At 70.0% G+C, this 16,046-nt stretch carries 16 protein-coding genes; 9 read left to right on the forward strand and 7 right to left on the reverse strand.

Annotated elements, in window-relative coordinates:
- Window positions 1-12: 12 nt before the first annotated feature.
- The 3 genes from AB0B61_RS48435 to AB0B61_RS48445 all read right to left on the reverse strand — a co-directional run bounded on the left by AB0B61_RS48435 (window position 13) and on the right by AB0B61_RS48445 (window position 2,111).
- Entirely contained in the window at window positions 13-393 is a 381-nt protein-coding gene (locus tag AB0B61_RS48435; protein WP_357953563.1) for a globin, read from the reverse strand.
- Window positions 394-402: 9 nt separating this feature from the next.
- Window positions 403-1,332 carry a mechanosensitive ion channel family protein gene (locus AB0B61_RS48440; RefSeq protein WP_358447680.1) on the reverse strand — a complete coding sequence of 310 codons (930 nt, stop codon included), beginning with the start codon at window positions 1,330-1,332 and terminating at the stop codon, window positions 403-405.
- Between the two features lie 494 nt (window positions 1,333-1,826).
- The gene (locus AB0B61_RS48445; RefSeq protein WP_357644622.1) at window positions 1,827-2,111 is read right to left on the reverse strand and encodes a hypothetical protein; all 285 of its coding nucleotides are present in this window, start codon (window positions 2,109-2,111) and stop codon (window positions 1,827-1,829) included.
- Window positions 2,112-2,383: 272 nt separating this feature from the next.
- Between AB0B61_RS48445 and AB0B61_RS48450 the strand changes: the two genes are divergently transcribed.
- From AB0B61_RS48450 to AB0B61_RS48480, 7 genes are all read left to right on the forward strand, one after another.
- Window positions 2,384-3,940: an XRE family transcriptional regulator gene (locus AB0B61_RS48450; RefSeq protein ID WP_358447681.1), complete on the forward strand. Its 1,557-nt coding sequence runs from the start codon at window positions 2,384-2,386 to the stop codon at window positions 3,938-3,940.
- The gene (locus AB0B61_RS48455) at window positions 3,937-4,458 is read left to right on the forward strand and encodes a GNAT family N-acetyltransferase (RefSeq protein ID WP_358447683.1); all 522 of its coding nucleotides are present in this window, start codon (window positions 3,937-3,939) and stop codon (window positions 4,456-4,458) included. The genes AB0B61_RS48450 and AB0B61_RS48455 overlap by 4 nt, the downstream gene beginning before the upstream one ends.
- Window positions 4,459-4,686: 228 nt before the next feature.
- Window positions 4,687-5,934, forward strand: a complete 1,248-nt coding sequence (locus AB0B61_RS48460; protein ID WP_358447685.1) for a DMT family transporter — start codon at window positions 4,687-4,689, stop codon at window positions 5,932-5,934.
- A gap of 268 nt (window positions 5,935-6,202) precedes the next feature.
- Window positions 6,203-7,855 carry a tetratricopeptide repeat protein gene (locus tag AB0B61_RS48465; RefSeq protein ID WP_358447687.1) on the forward strand — a complete coding sequence of 551 codons (1,653 nt, stop codon included), beginning with the start codon at window positions 6,203-6,205 and terminating at the stop codon, window positions 7,853-7,855.
- A gap of 77 nt (window positions 7,856-7,932) precedes the next feature.
- Window positions 7,933-8,388 (forward strand): hypothetical protein, encoded by a 456-nt coding sequence (locus tag AB0B61_RS48470; RefSeq protein WP_358447689.1) that lies wholly within the window; start codon window positions 7,933-7,935, stop codon window positions 8,386-8,388.
- Window positions 8,389-8,502: 114 nt separating this feature from the next.
- Window positions 8,503-9,285 carry a hypothetical protein gene (locus AB0B61_RS48475; protein WP_358447691.1) on the forward strand — a complete coding sequence of 261 codons (783 nt, stop codon included), beginning with the start codon at window positions 8,503-8,505 and terminating at the stop codon, window positions 9,283-9,285.
- A 21-nt stretch (window positions 9,286-9,306) separates the two neighbouring features.
- Complete coding sequence (locus tag AB0B61_RS48480; RefSeq protein ID WP_358447693.1) at window positions 9,307-10,050, forward strand: MBL fold metallo-hydrolase; 744 nt, start codon at window positions 9,307-9,309, stop codon at window positions 10,048-10,050.
- Between the two features lie 42 nt (window positions 10,051-10,092).
- On the opposite strand, the gene AB0B61_RS48485 is transcribed toward AB0B61_RS48480, so the two are convergent.
- From AB0B61_RS48485 to AB0B61_RS48495, 3 genes are read right to left on the reverse strand one after another with little or no spacing between them, the layout of a single operon-like run.
- Window positions 10,093-10,548 carry an NUDIX domain-containing protein gene (locus tag AB0B61_RS48485; RefSeq protein ID WP_358447694.1) on the reverse strand — a complete coding sequence of 152 codons (456 nt, stop codon included), beginning with the start codon at window positions 10,546-10,548 and terminating at the stop codon, window positions 10,093-10,095.
- A 25-nt stretch (window positions 10,549-10,573) separates the two neighbouring features.
- Window positions 10,574-11,206 carry a DUF47 family protein gene (locus tag AB0B61_RS48490; RefSeq protein ID WP_358447696.1) on the reverse strand — a complete coding sequence of 211 codons (633 nt, stop codon included), beginning with the start codon at window positions 11,204-11,206 and terminating at the stop codon, window positions 10,574-10,576.
- 25 nt (window positions 11,207-11,231) lie between these two features.
- Window positions 11,232-12,170, reverse strand: a complete 939-nt coding sequence (locus AB0B61_RS48495) for an inorganic phosphate transporter (protein WP_358447698.1) — start codon at window positions 12,168-12,170, stop codon at window positions 11,232-11,234.
- Between the two features lie 159 nt (window positions 12,171-12,329).
- On the opposite strand from AB0B61_RS48495, the gene purU reads away from it, so the two are divergent.
- Window positions 12,330-13,181 carry a formyltetrahydrofolate deformylase gene (purU, locus tag AB0B61_RS48500; RefSeq protein ID WP_225292544.1) on the forward strand — a complete coding sequence of 284 codons (852 nt, stop codon included), beginning with the start codon at window positions 12,330-12,332 and terminating at the stop codon, window positions 13,179-13,181.
- Window positions 13,182-13,193: 12 nt separating this feature from the next.
- Here purU and AB0B61_RS48505 read toward each other — a convergent pair whose 3' ends face one another.
- Window positions 13,194-15,257, reverse strand: a complete 2,064-nt coding sequence (locus AB0B61_RS48505) for a prolyl oligopeptidase family serine peptidase (protein WP_358447700.1) — start codon at window positions 15,255-15,257, stop codon at window positions 13,194-13,196.
- Between the two features lie 278 nt (window positions 15,258-15,535).
- On the opposite strand from AB0B61_RS48505, the gene AB0B61_RS48510 reads away from it, so the two are divergent.
- On the forward strand, window positions 15,536-16,045 hold the full coding sequence (locus AB0B61_RS48510) for an HNH endonuclease (protein WP_358447701.1): 510 nt from the start codon (window positions 15,536-15,538) through the stop codon (window positions 16,043-16,045).
- The last annotated feature ends 1 nt before the right edge of the window (window position 16,046 follow it).

The raw sequence follows: 16,046 nt of genomic DNA on the forward strand, positions 1-16,046 counted from the left end.
CGGTCATGCCCGCTATGTCGGAGAGTTCACCATGCTGTGCGCCGCGTAGACCAGGTAGTCCCAGAGTTTGGTCTCCTGCTCCTGCGGCAACTCCAGCGACTCGACCGCGTCACGCATGTGCCGCAGCCAGGCGTCACGCTCGGCCTCGCCGATGACGAACGGGTTGTGCCGCATCCGCAGCCGCGGATGCCCGCGCTCCTGGCTGTAGGTCGTGGGGCCGCCCCAGTATTGAATGAGGAACCCCCGCAACCGGTCTTCGGCCCCGGTGAGGTCTTCCTCCGGGTAGAGCGGGAGCAGCAGCGGATCCTGCGCGATCCCCTCATAGAAGCGGTGTACGAGTCGCCGGAAGGTCTCCTCGCCGCCGACGGCCTCGTAAAAGGAGGTTTCAGTCACCGTACAAGCCTATGCGGTGGCGACCATGGGGATGCCCGCGGCGTCTAGCGCGGACTTGACCTGGAGCCTGAGCTCCCGCGCGACCTGCGCCTGCTTGGACGGCATCGTCTTGGCGGAGATCCGGAACACCACCGAGCTGTCGGACAGCTGCTCCACGCCGAACACGGAGGGTTCCTCCACGATGAGCGTCTCGCGGAAGTCGGTGTCGGCCCAGATCTCCTCGGCCACGTGCTCCAGAATGGCCCGGACCGTGGTGACGTCGGTGTTCCAGGCGACGGGGACGTCGAGGTAGGCCCGCGACCAGCCCTGCGACTCGTTGCCGATGCGGGTGATGGTGCCGTTGCGGATGTACCAGACGCGGCCGTCGGCGTCACGCAGCCTGGTGACGCGCAGGGTGACCGCCTCGACGGTGCCGACCGCGGCGCCCGAGTCGATCACGTCGCCCACGCCGTACTGGTCTTCCAGCAGCATGAACATGCCCGCGATGAAGTCCTTGACCAGCTCCTGCGCGCCGAAGCCGATCGCCACGCCGAGGATGCCGACGCTGGTGAGCAGGGGAGCGATGGGGATCGTCAGCCGGTCGAGCACGGTCAGCACGGCGGTGCCCATGATGACGATCGAGGCGATGTGCTGCAGCACCGAGCCCATCGTCTCGGCGCGTTGCTTGCGGCGCTCGTGGAGCAGGGCGTCGATGCCCTCGGTCGCGGCTCCGGTCCTGCGGAAGCGGCCGGTGATCGAGCCGCCGGTGGCGGCGCGGCCGACCACCCGGGTGATCAGGCGCTTGGCGACGTTCCGCACGACGAGGGCGAGCGTCAGGATCAGGACGACCGTGATGAGCGTGGCGATGAGCGGCGCGAGGAAACCCACCGGGATCAAGGTTTGGAGGAACCCGCAGATGACCTTGTCCTGCCCACAGACCTCACCCACATCGCTGATCATCTTCAACGGGTCCAGGGGACTCGGTGGAGGAGTGGTAGGCGGTGCCAGCAGGAACACTGGTTGGATCCCCTTCCGGAAGCGGTTCGGTCGACGGACTTTTCGAGCGGAACGCTCAAAAAGATACCGCCGACCGAACCGGCCGCAGTCACATCACGCCGGGGAAGACGGGGACATCAGGCCCCTTGGGCCGCGGAGGGCGAGGCCTGACGCTCCGGTGACGTACGGCTCGGCTGGGACACACACCCGGAAGCATGTCCCAAGCCGTTTCCGGGAGGGGTCCCCCGAACACCCTCCAGGCGGACCTGGAGGGCATCTCCTGTGTACGGCTGGCTGGCCGTACAAGCACGAGTCCCGCGAGAAGCGGAACCGGCGGGATGGCCAGAGCCCCTGCGGTGTGCAGGAGGCCCTCCGCACCGACCACCCCGCCGGCTCCGAGAAGCCGCCATGGATGCGGTGAGCCGTGGTGGCTGCGCTCCACCCGGACCACCGCGTCATCATTCGCCCACGGCGGCGAGTACGCGTGCGACCTTGGTCGCCGCACCAGCCGGGTCGTCGGCCGTATGCATGCGCTCACCCCAGGACCAGCAGTACCACCAGTCCGGAAGCTCGGCGACCGCAGTAGGCCGGCAGGTGACGCTCTCGGTAAGGCTCGTCGCGTTCGGATTGATCACCCGGACGAACACCCGCCCGTTTTGGGTCCGAACCACTCGTGCGAGCAACCCACGAGCGTCGAGTTCCGACACCAAGCGCTCCAGGTGTCCGAAGTTGTCGTCCCCCACCTTTCGTCCCTCCCTTGAATCGTTGCTGGTGGGCCAAAGATGACTCAAGTCAACGGAGTGCGCAACGAGGGGTTTCTGCTCACGGGGAGCCGGTTCTCACTCATGGGTGATAAGAAACAGTCCGCCGGAGGACGATCCTTAACCAGAACCTCCAAGAAGGCGTTTCCAAGCTGTCAGCAATAGGCCATAGTCATTGGTAGGCGCAGCGCGACCTTATCGCTACGCTCGGTTAGCAGTTTCGGACCGACGGGACATGCGTGAGAGGGGCCGGGATGTCCGGCAGGCAGCACAGAGAGACGGAGATGGCGCGGCGGATCCGGGCCAGAGGGCTCGCGACCGGGCGCACCTCCGCTCAGATCGCTGAGGAGATCCACGAGCACTGTGGACCCCAGTTCGGCACGACCAAGATCAAGAGCCATCGCCTCTCGCACGGCATCGCCCTGGCCGACGTCATCGAGCAGGTCAGAGCCCTGTTCGAGCGTGACGGCAAGACGCAGCCCGGCATCGGCGAAACCCTGCTGTCCGCCTACGAGAGCGGGCTCAAACGGCCGGGCCCCGAATATCTCCACTACCTCTGCACGGTCTACCGGGTCGAGCCGGGCGCCCTCGGCTACGAGGGCCCGTGCATCTGCGGCCACGGCCACCGGATGCCCGGGGTGGTCGGCGCCGAGGTCAAGGAGCGGCTCCCCGCCGCGAGCCAGCAGCGCGACCTGCTGGTGTCGTCGGAGAAGACGACGCCGGCCCCCTCCGACGAGGAGGACGAGAACATCCTGCGCCGCACCCTGCTGAGGCTGCTGTCCAACAGCACCCAGACCGCCAAGTTCGAGGGCGAGGTGCTGGGCGCCTGCGAGGGCATCAGGCGGCGGATGGACGCCATGCTCGTCTCGGCCACCGTCTCTCCCGCCATGCTCGATCAGTGGGAGGAGGCCACGCTGGCCTTCGGGCGCCAATACACCACCACCGCGCCGCTGCGGCTGCTGTGCGACGTGCTGCTCGAACTCAGCGCCGTGCACAGCGCCATGTCCTGCCGCCAGCCCATCGACCTGCAGGAGCGCCTGTGCCGCATGGCCGCGCAGCTGGCCGGGCTGAGCGGCATGATCATGATCAACCTCGGCGACCATCGGCTGGCCCGCTCCTTCTTCCGCACTGGCCGCACGGCCGCCGACGAGACCGGCGACCGCGCGCTGCGTGCCTGGGTGACGGCCCGCGAGGCGCTCGTCCCGCTCTACTACGGCGACGCCCGCGAGGCGCTCAACCTGGCCAAGAAGAGCCGTGACCTGGCCGGCCAGACACCCTGCGCCGCGCAGGCCATGGCGCCGGTCGTCGAGGCCCGCGCACTGGCCATGATCTCGGGCGTCGACAGCAAGAAGGAGGTCGTCGACCAGGCCAAACGCGCTCTGGCGCGGGCCAGGAACGCCTTCTCGCACATGAAGTCGCACGAACGCGAGGACATGGCCTTCGGCTACACCGAACGGCAGCTCTACTTCTACCAGGGCGACGTGCTCACGAAGCTCGGACAGACCCTCGAAGCCGAGGTGGTGCTCGACCAGGCACTCGACAAATACCAGGATCACATCATCGACCAGACGCTGATCAGGCTGGATCGCGCACAGTGCCGCCTGATCGAGGGGGACGTCGGGGAGGCCATCGCCATGGGCAAGGAGGCGATGCGCCTGCTCGGCCCCGAATACCGCACCGATTTCATCATGCGCCCGGCTGTCGCGCTCGCACAGGCGATCAAGGCGCGCGACGCGAATCATCCCGACCTGGCCGCGTTCCAGGAGGAACTGCGTCCTTCTGAACTGGCCACCGGGGAAGGGAGTGCTTGAAGCTGAAGATCCGACGTTATCGTTGGTCTGACCTCGACACCATCCTCGCCCTGCACCGGATCTCTCTCGCCGAGGTGGGACTGGCGCCGGGCGACGGTGTTTACTACGACGACGACTTCCCCCGCATCCAGGAGCTCTACCTGGCGTGCGGCGGTGACTTCCTCGTCGGCGAGTTCGGCTCGCGGGTCGTGGCCATGGGCGGCCTGAGACCCATCGACTCGGAGACGGCCGAGGTGTGCCGCCTGCGGGTCCATCCGGGCTTCCAGCGGCGCGGGTTCGGCGCCACCATGCTGCGGGCCTTGGAGGAACGGGCGGTGGAGCTGGGATTCCACGTCGTCCGCGGAGACACGACGCTCAACCAGGGGGCCGCCCTGGCGCTGTACGAGCGCCACGGCTGGCGGGAGATCGCCCGGCGGCAGGTCGGCGACCTCGTCGTCGTCTATGGCGAGAAGCGCCTGGTGCCGGAGGAGGGTGACCGCCGGCGGGTCGCCGAGTCGGCCGACGCGCTCGAATCGTAGAGCCATAACCCCTGTGCCTGCCCGGGCCGAAGTGCGCGGGCAGGCACACTCCGTAGTCGCGCTGTCGGCTCAGGCGAGCGGATGTGACGGAAATGGGGCCCTGGGGACTCCTGCGGATAGGGATGTACGCACCCGCGGGTGAGGCCCGTTCCTCTCGGTGGTAGAGGAACATCACCGGCTGCTGCCTGTACACCGATGGCTGCTGATTGTAGTGAGATGCTTTTTGGCATGGCCGTTGTGCCCGCTCCCCGGCCCCTCCTGGGAGCCGTGCTCCTGTTGTTCGTCAGCGCCGCTTGGGGGTCGGCGTTCCCGCTGATGAAAGATCTCATCCTTCGGTTACCCGTCGAGGATCTACTCGCCGAGCGCTACCTCCTCGCGGCGCTCACCCTGTACCTGCTCCGGCCGCGCAGCCTCCGGCGCCTGTCGCGTGAGACCTGGGTCAACGGGGTCATCCTGGGGGTCATGTTCGGCGTCGGGCAGTGCGCTCAGGCCATCGCGCTCGACAGTCTCCCGTCGGCGGTCTCGGGGTTCGCCGTCGGGTGCAACGTGGTCATCACCCCGATCCTGGCCCTGGTGGTGTTTCGGGCCAAGGTGCTCCGCCGGGTCTGGGCGGGCGTGGGACTCGCCTTGGCCGGCATGACCGTATTCACGTTGATGCGCGGCACAGAGGATCGGGAGATCTCCTTGCTCGCGCTCGGGGTGACGCTCGGGGCCGCCGCCCTCTACTCCGGCCACACGCTGTACCTGTCGCGGCTCTCAGGCGGCGAGAAGGTCTTCGACGCCTACGCGCTCACCGTCATCCAGCTCGCCACGATCGGCGCCATGGCCGGCGTGCTGGCCGTGCGCGACGGGATCGAGGTGCCCGCCACCCTGTCCGACTGGGGGATACTCGCCCACCTCTCCGTCGTCTCGTGCGCTCTGGGCTTCCTGGCCCGCTCGTACGGCCAGGCGCACGTGCCGGCCATCCCCAGCGCCGTGCTGATGTCGTCGCAGCCCCTCTGGGTGACGGCGATCGCGGTGATCTGGTTCCACGAGCAGGTGGGCCTGAGCATGATCGTGGGCGGCGGGCTGATGGCGGTCGCGATGCTGCTGGCCGTGCCCTCCAGGGGCTCGCCGCGAGAGGTGGGCGACCGGGCCCTGGTCGTGGTGACCAGGAGGGCCAGGAGGGTGCTGGCCGACCTGAAGATCAAGCGGGACGATCCGCTGAAGCTGGAGCGGCGCGCCGTGTCGTACCCCGCCAAGACCGCCTGCGCGCGCCCCGAGGCGTGCCCGTGGAACGAGGGTTCGCACAAGGGGACGAGGGAGCCCAGCCTCGATCGGTTGATCGAGCAGGCCACCAACATCGTCCGAGCGAAGAACCTTTCTCACGACGGTTGCCCATCGGACGGTCTCGTCGGCCGTTGTTTGTGCGCGTTGGTCGAGGAATCTGGACAGAAGAGGTCGGTGTCAATCGCCCGCTGGTTTCGGTCCCAATAGGCCACTAATCGCAGTCAAAAAACAAGAGGTTCTTATTGATTGACCGCTCACTTATTCGCCAGAAATCTTGATATTCGCTGAGGTGTCCGATAGTGGTGTATAAACCCAAAAGTGAGAGGTTCATCATGAAGCGCATCGCCGTCCGCAAGCCTGGCACCGCGAGGCTCGCCGGGACCTCCAGCGTCATACATAAGGGGTGATCGAGGGGAGATCCCATCTCAGGGCTCAGGGGGCCCCGCCCGACCGATGGGAGGCGGTACATCTGCTGATGCCGGTGATCGACGGGCACAGACGGCCCCTGGGGCCCTACACCGTCGGATCCGCGCTGCTGCACCACCTGGTCCCAGCCGCCCTGGACAGCTCCAAGGAGCTCGTGGCGGCCCATGACATCGAGATCCGAGCAGTGGCACCCGGTCTGTGCGACCGGGTGCCCCTCCGCAGGATGGCCCTGGACGCGGGCCTGTCCGATGACGAGCGCATCCTGGTGCCCGCGCCACGCCGCTCACTGCGGCTGGCCAACGGGATCGCGGAGTTCGTCCGTGCGGTGGTGCCGCCCGGCTGCGCGCTGGCGGTGTGCAACGCCGACGCCGCCGACCCCACCGACGCCGAACTGCTCGACGTGCTGATGCGCAGGATCCCGCCGGACATCCTGACGATCATGGTCTACTCCGGCGGGCCGGAGCCGCCCGAGGACTCGCGCGACGCCGACGAGCTGTGGGAGCTCGTCGACCGCTGCACGAGGGAGGGCTTCCTGCACGCGCTGGTCGAGCTGGGCCAGCTCGGCCTCGCGCGCACCGAGCCCGGCAGCCGGCGGTGGTGGCTCTTCGCGCAGCGCACCGCGACCGCGCTCGGCGCGCTCGGCCAGACGCTCGAGGCCCGCGTGCTGTGGGAGGCCGCCCGCCGCTCCAGCCAGGATCCGTCCGTCCACTCCGCCAGCGCGTACGGCACCGCCATGCTCGACGCCCGCCACCCCGACGCCGCCCAGCGCGACCTGGGCCGGGCCACCGGCTGGATCAACCAGGCGATAGCCATCTCCAGCCTGCTGCCCGACCCCATGGAACGCGCCTTCAAACTCGGCTTCGACCGCAACGGGCTCGCGCTGATCGAGCTGCGGCAGGGCCGTCCCGAGGCCGCGCTCGCCCTGGTGGACTCCGCCCTCGACCTGGCCCGTGAGCTGGGTGAGCGGCACCCGGTGCACCGGATGGTGCTGCTGGCCAACCGCGCCCAGCTGCTGGCCACGCTCGGGCGGGTCAAGGAGGCGCTGGAGGAGTACGGCGCGGCCATCGCGATCGACCCGATGTTCCCCGACTACTACCTCGACCGCGGCAACCTGCTCTACCGGCTCGGGCGGCACGGGGAGGCGCTGGCCGACTACGAGTGGGCGATGCGGGCCGGGCCGCCGCTGCCCGAGGCGTACTACAACCGGGCCGAGCTGCGCGTCGTACGCGACGACCTCGACGGCGCCCTCATCGACCTCGGCCGGGTGATCGAGCTGGACCCGGACTACCTCGACGCCTACATCAACCGGGCGGGCCTGCTGGCCATGCTGGAGCGGGACGAGGAGGCCAGGGCCGATGTGACGGCCGGGCTCGGTCAGTCGCCGGGCAACCCGTACCTGCTGGTCGTGCTCGGCCAGCTGGAGACCGCGGCCGGCCGGCTGGGCGAGGCCCGCCGGGCGCTGGACCTGGCGGTAGACGCGGCTCCCGAGCTGGCCTCGGCCTGGGGCAACCGCGGCGTGCTGCGCTATGAGTCGGGGGACTGGGTGGGCGCGCTGGCCGACCTGACGCGGGCCATCACCCTCGAACCGCACCAGCCGACCCTCTACGACAACCGCGCCGTCGTCCATCGCGCCCTGGGTCACCCGGCCGAGGCGGCGGCCGACGACGAGCGGGCGGCCCGTCTCCGGTCGGCCAGCATGTAGGGCATCGGCGGTCCCGTGGAGCGGCGGTCAGCGTGAGGGCATCCGCGGTCAGGTAGGGCATCGGCCAGTATGTAGGGATGCCGAAGCAACGGGCGGCCAGGGCGGCGGCGGTCTACGCGGCCCTGGGCGTTCTCTGGTGGGCCACCGCCCGCATCGGATGGACGGCCGTCGGCTGTGAGGCGTGGAACTGCCTGCCTCCGGCGCTCGGCATCCTCCTGGTGATCACCGTGGGCACGTTCGCCCTGTCCGCTGTGGTGCTCAACCGGGTGGAGGTGCGCCCGGGCTTCCGCGTGGCCTGGGTGACGGCCGCCATGCTGATGGGTTTGAGGGTGGCGGGTGAGGTGCTCCCGTCCTCGTCGTCCAGGTTCGCCCACGTGCTGATGTCGGCGGTGGCGTTCGCGATGGCGGGCGCCATGGCGGCCTTCGCGACGGACACGGAGATCGCCAAGAGGAGGCGGCTGCTCGTGTCGCTCGGCGTCCCGGCTCTGGTGTTCGTCGCGATCGCGGTGTCCTGGTGGTGGCGCGGTCCTTGATCCAGGGGTGGCGCGGTCCTTGAGACGGGCCCGGAGGGTTTCCTGGCGACCCGCCGGACGCGGAGTGGCGCGAAGGGCGCTGGCAGAGCCCCTCCTACGGCTACGGTTGGACCCGTGGCCTTCGACGAGCTGTTGCGTGACCTCCAGGAAGGAGCCAGCGCTCAGGCGGCGGGCATCAGGCGCGGCTACGGTGGCCCGCCCGCCCGCGCGGTGAGCGTCCGCTCCGGCCTGGCCCGGCTGCGCTGCGCCTCGCTGCTCAAGCCGCTGTACGCGTGGGTGGCGGCCGCGCACATCCCCGACGCCGAGCGCTGGCGCCGCCACGCCGAGCCCGCGGTGGTCGTCTCGTCCAACGCCGACACGCTCAACCTCTGGCTCGCGGTCGGGCCACGGGTCATCCTGGACGACATCTACCAGCGCACCGGCGTCGTCTGGGCGCCGCCCAACGGGGATCCGTCGCGCTTCGGCTCGGTCGAGGTGGCGGCCGACGAGGTCGCCATCGCCTACGCGGCGCTCGCCCAGACCGCCGCCGCCGGCGACCCGGTGGCGGGCACGGTCCTCGACTGGATGCGCGAGGTCACGGGTCAGCAGGCGTTCGGCGCCCGCGAGGCGCTCGGCTCGCCGGAGGCCGGGGTCAAGTGCGGCTGGTACGGCGCGCCGGACGAGAGCTGCCTGCGCACGCATGCCGTGGCGGTGCTCCCCAGGGGCGGCACCCGGGCGACGGTCGTGGTGGGGATGACGGCGCAGCCCTACACCGACCCGGGGGAGCGGGAGGTCTACCAGGCTCGGGTGAGTGAAGGGCTGCCGGTGGAGGGCGAGCACGAGAAGGTGGCGGGGGAATTGCTGCGCGGGCTGATGCTGACCACGCTGACGGAGCTCGGCCACCGCCACACGTCCTGAGCCCGCTATATTTCCCTGTTCATGGTGAGAATCACGGTGCTGGGCGGCTGCGGGGCATGGCCGGCGGCCGGGCAGGCGTGCAGCGGCTATCTGGTCGAGCATGACGGGTTCCGGGTGCTGATCGATCCCGGTTACGCCACTTTGCCCAGGCTGCTGGTGTCGACGGCCGCCGAGGAGATCGACGCGGTGCTGGTCACGCACGGCCACCCCGACCACTGCGCCGACCTGAACCCCCTCCTGCGGGCCCGCGCCCTGGGGGAGGCGCCGCCGGCCGCGCTGCCGGTGTACGCGCCGCCTGAGGCCCTCACCGCCGTGCTCGCGCTGGACAAGGCTCGGATGCTGGCCGGCAGCTTCGTGCCGTACGACCTGGCTCCCGGCAAGCCGTACGAGATCGGGCCCTTCCGTCTGGACAGCTGGTCGCTTCCGCATCATGTGCCCAACGCGGGGCTCCGGCTGACCGGCGGCGGCCGGGTGGTCGCGTACACGGGAGACACCGGGCCCGCCCCCGAGCTGGCCGAGCTGGCCCGGGACGCCGACGTGCTGCTGGCGGAGGCGACCTATCCCGAGCGGGTGCCCGACGAGGACGCGCCCTACCTGTCGAGCGCCCTGGACGCGGGTCGTACGGCGGCCCGCGCCGGGGTGGCCCGGCTGGTGCTCACCCACCTGTGGCCGGACACCCCGCCCGAGCCCGCGCTGGCGGCGGCCGCCCGGACGTATGACGGCGAGCTGGCGGTGGCCACGGGCGGCCTCACCCTGGAGGTGTGAGCGCGGGTCAGGCCGCTCGCGGTCACGGGCGGCCGCACGCTGTCAGGCCGGTCCCGTCAGCTTGGCGATCACCTCGGCCAGCTCGGGCGGCTCGACGCCGTACGGCAGCTCGTCGGCGGCGAACCACCGGTAGCCGAGGTAGGCCCGAGTCTCCTCGTCCGTGAGCTCACCGGGATCCACCTCGGGGGCTTTCCTGGGGAAGCGGGCCAGGTAGAACGGCTCGGTCTTCACGTACCGCACACCGAGCCAGGTGAAGTCCCGGCGCACGGGTACCCACTGATCACGCACCGCCGACCCCGGCAGGCCGGTCTCCTCGGTCAGCTCCCGGGCGGCCGCTTGCAGGGGCGTCTCGCCGGGATCGATCCCGCCACCTGGCGGCTCCCAGATCGCCTCGCCACTGACGTGGTCATGCCAGCGCACGAGCAGCACCCGGCCCTCGGCGTCCACGCAGACCACCCGCGCGGCGGGACGGTCGCTGCTGATCTGGTGGGACTCCACGCGTCCTCCTCACGGACCTACCGGGTCAGCGTTTCATGGAGCCGTCGGCGATGGCGTCGGCGGCCTCGCCGATGGCCATGCCGACGATCTCCAGGCGGCGCACCAGCTCACGTTGCTTCATCGCGTCGGACGTCAGCTCGCCCGAGAAGATGCGGGCGATCTCGTACTGGTACATGCGCCTGATGGACCTGCCGGTCTTCTTCGCCTCCAGCGCGTCGTGGAGCACGGCCGAGGGGCGGGAGGCGAGGTCGCGGACGGCGTTCTCCAGGGCGTCGATGCCATCGATGACCTGGTCGAGCAGCGGGGCGAAGCGGAGCTGGTCCGGGACCCGATAGAGGTGCGACTCGCGTACGAAGTCGCGCAGCGAGTCCAGGACGTCGTCGATCGAGCGGGAGAGGCGGTAGAGGTCCTCCCGGTCGATCGGCGTGACCAGCGCGGACTTGAGCTCCTCCACCAGGGTGCGCCGCTCCTGGTCGCCGAGGTGCTCGATCGCCCGCATCTTCTCGTGCGCGCCCGTCCTGCCCACCTCCCCGCCGATCATGGCCATCGCCAGCCACGCGCCCTCCTTGGTCGCCGCCAGCTGGCCGAGCAGGGCCTCGGTGAGCGCGCTGTCCATGCGTCCCGACAGCAGCGCCTGGGCCCGTCGCAACCGCTTCATAGCGCCTTGGCCCGTCGCGACCGCTTCATGCCGTCACCTCCCTCACCGCGTACGACGCGAGCGCGGCCACCAGCGCGCTCATCGGAAGCGTCAGCACCCAGGCGATGACGATCTTGACGGCGGCGTGCCAGCGGACCCGGCCGGCGCCCTGTGCCACCCCGGCGCCGATCAGCCCGCCCGCGATGGCCTGGGTCATGCTCACCGGCATACCCAGGGCCGAGCTGCCGATCACCGCGAGGCCCGAGGCCAGTTCGGCCGTCACGCCGTGCAGGGGGCGGAAGACGATGAGCTCCCGGCCCAGCGTGCGTCCCGCCTTGGGCAGGCCGTACACGGTGCCGAAGCCGAACAGCACCGCCACCAGCGAGGTGTAGATGAGCGGCGCGTTCGAGAAGCCCCCCGCGACCATCAGGACGGCCAGCACCTTCTGGCCGTCGTTGGCCGAGTAGGCGATGGTCTGCAGCAGGAAGCCCGCCCAGTGCCAGCGTGGGAGCCCCCGACCGGTCGTCACCAGGAGCAGCAGCCGGATCACCACCCAGCCCAGCAGCCCGCCCACGACGGGCGCGGCCAGGGCGAAGGCCAGCACCTGGGCGACCGACCCGGCCGAGACCGGCAGCCCCCAGCCCAGGCCGGCCCCGGTGAGGCCGCCGACGATGGCCAGGGTGAGGCTGGTCGGCAGGCCTTTCGCGCTCAGTGTCATGACCACGATCAGCGCGGCGGCCACCGCGACCGTCATCGCGATCTTCGCGCCCGGACCCTGGAACGTGGCCAGCCGGGTCACGAACGTCCGCGCGACCTGATGGGTCACCAGCGGCACCAACGCCATCAGCACCACCAGGGTGAGGGTGCCGACCGCCGGACGGATCGCGGGCAGTTTGAGCCCGGTGGCGAGCAGGGCGCCGCCGTCGTTCATCCCGGACACGAACGCGAGCAGACAGGCGATCGCGATCAGTACGGAAGCATCCAAAGGCGGGCACTCCATCCCATTCGGGGCGGTCTAGCGGGAGAGGCGCTCCACGCGCACCGCCCGTCGGCCGTACGGCGATGTGGAGTCCGCTGCTGAGAGGTAGTCTGCCCAGGTCAACCCGAAGCCACCCTGTGATCTCCTGTCCGCGAGAGTGAAATGATGAGCTCTGCCGAATACATCCTGACTCTGTCCTGCCCTGACCGGCCCGGTGTGGTGGCCGCTGTTTCTGGCCTGCTGGCCGGGCACGGGTGCAACATCATCGAGAGCCAGCAGTTCGGGGACCGGGAGGCGCAGCGGTTCTTCATGCGGGTCCAGTTCGCGGCGCCGCTGCCGGAGGACGAGCTACGCGCGGCCTTCGCCGCCCTGGCGCCGGAGTTCGGCATGGAGATCAAGCTGCGCGACGTGGCCAGGAAGCCGCGGGTGCTCATCATGGTCAGCAAGTTCGACCACTGCCTCAACGATCTGCTCTACCGGGTGCGCGCCAAGGCCCTGGACATCGAGATCGTCGCCGTCGCGTCCAACCACCCCGACCTGCGGCCCCTGACGCAGTCGTACGGCATCGACTACCACCACCTGCCCGTCACCCCCGAGACCAAGCCCCGGCAGGAGGCGGAGGTGCTCGCGCTGGTCGAGCACTACCAGGTGGAGCTGGTGGTGCTGGCGCGCTACATGCAGGTGCTGTCGGAGGACCTCTGCGAGAAGCTGGCGGGCCGGGCCATCAACATCCACCACTCGTTCCTGCCGTCGTTCAAGGGCGCCCGGCCCTACCACCAGGCGCATGACCGGGGCGTCAAGCTGATCGGCGCGACGGCGCACTATGTCACGTCCAACCTGGACGAGGGGCCGATCATCGAGCAGGAGGTGGCCCGGGTGAACCACAGCCACTCCCCGGCGGACCTGGTGGCGATCGGGCGGGACGTCGAGTGCGTGGCGCTGGCCCGGGCCGTGAAGTGGCACGCCGAGCAGCGGGTGCTGCTCGACGGCCACCGGACGGTCATCTTCCCCCGCTGACTGCCCCTACGGCTACAGGCCGGTGTGCCGGGCCAGGAACGTCAGCGTGTCAGCCGACAGATCGACCGACCTGCTGATCGAACGGGCGCCATGGCCCACCTCGGTCTCGTTGCGCAGCACGATCGGCCCCGCACCCGTGGACGCGTGCTGCAGCGCCGCGCACATCTTCCAGGCGTGCAGCGGGTGCACGCGCGTGTCCGACTGGAAGACCGTGAACAGCGTCGCGGGGTACGCCACGCCCTCGCGAACCTGGTGATACGGCGAATAGCCCGACAACCAGCCGAACCCCTTGGGGTCGGCGGCGGAGCCGTACTCGACGTTCCAGGTCGCCCCCAGCCCGAACTGCTCGTAACGGATCATGTCCAGCAGCGGCGCCGAGCAGGCGACGGCCGCGTACAGCTCGGGACGCTGCGTCAGCGCCGCGCCCACCAGCAGCCCGCCGTTGGAGCCGCCGGAGATCGCCAGCTGCTCGGACGTCGTCACACCGGTCGCGATGAGGTGCTCGGCCGCGGCGTGGAAGTCGTCGAAGACGTTCTGCTTGTTGCCGAGCATGCCGGCGCGGTGCCAGTCCTCGCCCTCCTCGCCGCCGCCGCGCAGGTTGGCGATCACGTAGACGCCGCCCGCCTCCACCCAGGCGAGCACCGAGGCGGAGTAGCCGGGGGTCATGGACAGCCCGAAGCCGCCGTAGCCGTACAGGATGGTCGGGCGCGGCCCGTCGCCGTCGACCGGCGAGATGACCAGCATGCGGACGTCGGTGCCGTCCTTGGACCGGTAGACGACCTGGGACGTGCGCACCGGCGGCACGTCCACCACGCCCGGCGAGGCGGCCCAGAGCGTGGTCTCGCCGGTCCTGGCGTCGTAACGCTGGATGGTCGGCGGCGTGGTGTTGTCGGTGTAGCCGAACCACGCCTCGTGGCCGCCCTCGGGACGCTCGGAGATGCCGCCGATCGAGCCGAGGCCGGGGGCCGGCACCTCGCCGATCCGCTCGCCGGTGGCCAGGTCGTGCACCGTGATCTCGCTGATCGCGTGGCGGGTCCAGCTCACCAGCATGACCGGGCGCTCGAGGTCGTCGAGGATCGCGAAGTCGGACAGCACCGCTTCGGAGTCCTCCGGGATCAGGTCGCGCCAGCTGTCGAAGCCGGGCGTCTCCGGGTCGGTGACGCAGATCCGGACGCGCGGCGCGTCGCGGTCGGTGTGGACGTACAGCCTGCCGTCGCGGCCGAACGAGAGCCCCGTCTGGGCGTCCACGCCCTCCTGCACGACCTGGAGGTCGGGCCTGTCGGGCGAGGACGCGGTCAGGTCGGCCACCCACAGGTCGTTGCGCGGCGCCGTGCCCTCGCTGGCGGAGACCTGGAGCCAGCGGCCGTCACGCGAGACCGAGACGCCGTAGTAGTTGGTCATCTTCAGGCCCTCGCCGAAGATCATCGCGTCGTCCTCGGTGGACGTGCCGACGCGGTGCAGGTAGACGCGGCGGTGGAACTGCGACTCGCCCTCCGGCAACTCCGTGCTCGGCAGCCGGCGTACGTAGTAGAACGCCTCGCCGCCGGGCAGCCACGCGATGGGGGAGTAGCGGCACCGGTCGATCGGGCCCTCGACGCGGGCACCGGTGGCCACGTCCATGACGTAGAGGACCGACTCCTCGTTGCCGCCCACCGAGATCTGGTAGGCGAGCAGGCGGCCCTCCTTGTCGGGCTGGACGGCGTCGAGCGTGGTCAGGCCCGACGGGTCGATGGCCATGGGGTCGATCAGGACCCGTTCGGTGCCGCCGGCCCCGTCGTTCTCGCAGACGTAGTAGACCGCGTGCTCCTGGTCCGGCGTGCGGCGGCTGAAGAAGTGGCGGTCGCCGCGCCAGGCGGGCACCCCCACGGACCCCGACCTGAGCAGCTCGGCGATGCGGTCCCCGAACCGCTGCGGCTTGCTCTGCCGCTTGAACAGGTCGGCCTGCGCGAGCAGCCATCCCTGCGTCTCCGGGCTGTCGGGATCCTCAAGCCAGCGATAGGGGTCCGCGACGGGAGTGTCGTGCAAAATTTCGGCGCGTTCCTCGCGGCGTGCTGTGGGGTAGGGCTCTCGCGTCATGCCCGAACCTTACTGCCAAGCAGGGCGCGTAAAGCCCTGGTGAAGTGGGCATAAAACGTACCGTGCGTCCCTCTGGTCATTCCGGCTGGGGGTTATGGGGTGGCGGGGACCACGCGGTAAACGTCAGACTTGGTGACAGGACGGTGCCGTGGTGACCATCCGCTGGACCGTCCGGCGGAGGTCCACGTGACGGAAGCACCAGTGCCCCAGGAGGGGCCGACAGCCGGGACATGCCACGGCATGTCCCCCTTGATACCCATGCAGCAGGGAGAGGCCCGATGACGCGCCAAGTCCTGCTGCTCAACGCTACTTACGAGCCACTCACCACTCTGTCGCTGCATCGAGCCATCGTGCTCGTGCTGCGGGAGAAGGCCGACATCGTCCACCGTGACGGCGGGGGCGCGGTCCTGCGCTCCGCGACGTGCACGCTGGAGGTGCCCTCGGTGGTCCGGCTGCGCAGATATGTCCGTATTCCGTACCGGTCTCGCATCCCCCTGACCAGGGCCGCGCTCATGCGGCGCGACGATTACCGCTGTGCCTACTGCGGCCTGCGGGCCGAGACCATTGACCATGTCGTCCCCCGGTCCAGGGGCGGCCCCCACACGTGGGAGAACTGCGTCGCCTCGTGCACGCCGTGCAACCACCGCAAGGCCGACAAGTTCCTGGAGGAGCTGGGGTGGACGCTGCGCGTCGCCCCGGCGGTGCCACGGGGCGCTCACTGGCGGCTCATCGGCGCCTCGCTCATCGGCGATCCCCAATGGGCGCCCTACCTGGAAGCGGCTGCCTGAC

The sequence above is a fragment of the Nonomuraea sp. NPDC049158 genome (assembly GCF_040648335.1).
In the GTDB taxonomy this organism is placed as follows: Bacteria; Actinomycetota; Actinomycetes; order Streptosporangiales; family Streptosporangiaceae; genus Nonomuraea.